We start from the raw sequence: 1,537 nt of genomic DNA on the forward strand, positions 1-1,537 counted from the left end.
TAATAAGAAAAAGCCATTCCCCTTCAATCCCACAAAAAACAACCAAACCAAACAATATCAGTTTTAAAGAAGAAAAATACAAACAACCTAATTGGGATAAAATACTTAACCCTCATCAAATATGGTTAAAACAAGCAAATCATGAACTATTTTTAAATAAACTAAAAACTAAATTAAATAAAAAAGAGTTTAACGTCATTAGATTAAGTTTTGGCATTCCTTTAGGAAATATTAATGAAACTTATCAACCAAGTTATTCCAATCAAGAAATCGCCCAAAAATTTAATTTAACTTTAAGACAAGTAGAAACTCTTAAAAACATCGCCATCAATAAATTGAAAAAATAAATGATATGAAACTAGAAAGAGTAGGTGATAAGTGAATAAAATTGTTTTTCTATTTAAATAAAAATTAAATAAAAGGAGATTTAAAATGTCTAGATTTACAGCTAAAGAATTAAAAGAAAATGGATTTGCAGCTGGTGAATTATTTGATGTTGGATTTACAATTAAAGAATTAAAAACTGCTGGATATATAACTGATGAATTATTAGATGCTGGATATACAGTTAGAGAATTAAAAACTGGATTTACAATTAAAGAATTCAAAGCCGCTGGATATAAGGCTAAAAAATTAAAAGCTATTGGTTTTACAGTTAGAGAATTAAAAGACACTGGATTTACGGCCAAAGAATTAATAGATGCTGATTTTACAGCTTTTGAATTAAGATATGCTGGGTATACAATTGAAGAATTAGTAAATGCTGATATATAGATAGAGAATTATAAAAACCACAAAAAGTAGGCGATAAGCGAATAAAGTTGTTGTTCTATTTAAATAAAAGGAGATTTAAAAAATGTCTAAAAAATTAAAAGATGCTAGATATACACTTCAAGAATTAATAGATGTTGGATGTACACTTCAAGAATTAAAACATGCTGGATGTGCACCTATGGAATTATTTGATGTTGGGTATACAATTGAAGAATTAAAAGATATTGATTATACAGCAGAAGAATTATTTTATGGCGGATTTACACTTAAAGAATTAAAAGATGTTGGATATACGCTTAAAGATTTAATAGATGCTGGATTTGCACTTGAAAATATTTTCTATCTTTTAATATTTTGCTTGCATGGTTTGTTTCTATTATCTTTGGTTAAAACTATTACTTAGTGTAAAATTTAAACTCAATACAAAAAACAACTTTCCCAAATAAACACAACATCATCAACATTAAAAAAAAATTAAAAAAGGAGAATAAAATTATGTTAAACAAAATTCAATTAATCGGTCGAATTACACATGACCTTAAAAAAGAATATATTCAAAGTAACAACGAACAAATCCCTAAAATAGATTTCCAATTAGCGGTTAATCAAACCAAAGACAAAGTTCAATATATTCCTTGTGTGGTTTTTAGAACCCAAGCGGAAAATTTTCATAAATACTTACATAAAGGATCTAAAATTTATCTCGAAGGAACATTATCCATCCAAAAATATACCAATAACGAAGGCCAAAAGAAAACACATA

Annotated in this window: 3 protein-coding genes and 1 pseudogene; all 4 read left to right on the forward strand. The window is 26.4% G+C overall.

The window, feature by feature from the left end; all coding sequences use genetic code 11:
* Nucleotides 1–347, forward strand: a pseudogene (locus ON17_RS01955) (sigma-70 family RNA polymerase sigma factor); the annotation flags it as partial.
* A gap of 85 nt (nucleotides 348–432) precedes the next feature.
* Nucleotides 433–774: a hypothetical protein gene (locus tag ON17_RS01960; RefSeq protein ID WP_017191828.1), complete on the forward strand. Its 342-nt coding sequence runs from the start codon at nucleotides 433–435 to the stop codon at nucleotides 772–774.
* An 82-nt stretch (nucleotides 775–856) separates the two neighbouring features.
* Nucleotides 857–1,177: a hypothetical protein gene (locus ON17_RS01965; RefSeq protein WP_017191829.1), complete on the forward strand. Its 321-nt coding sequence runs from the start codon at nucleotides 857–859 to the stop codon at nucleotides 1,175–1,177.
* Nucleotides 1,178–1,269: 92 nt separating this feature from the next.
* Nucleotides 1,270–1,537, forward strand: a 268-nt coding sequence (locus ON17_RS01970; RefSeq protein ID WP_017191830.1) for a single-stranded DNA-binding protein, incomplete at its 3' end; no start/stop codon positions are given.

Source organism: Poinsettia branch-inducing phytoplasma str. JR1 (assembly GCF_000309465.1).
In the GTDB taxonomy this organism is placed as follows: Bacteria; Bacillota_I; Bacilli_A; order Acholeplasmatales; family Acholeplasmataceae; genus Phytoplasma; species Phytoplasma pruni.

Coding starts and splice junctions, on each gene's coding strand:
- ON17_RS01960 (WP_017191828.1), top strand. CDS start 433: ATGTCTAGATTTACAGCTAAAGAATTAAAAGAAAATGGATTTGCAGCT.
- ON17_RS01965 (WP_017191829.1), top strand. CDS start 857: ATGTCTAAAAAATTAAAAGATGCTAGATATACACTTCAAGAATTAATA.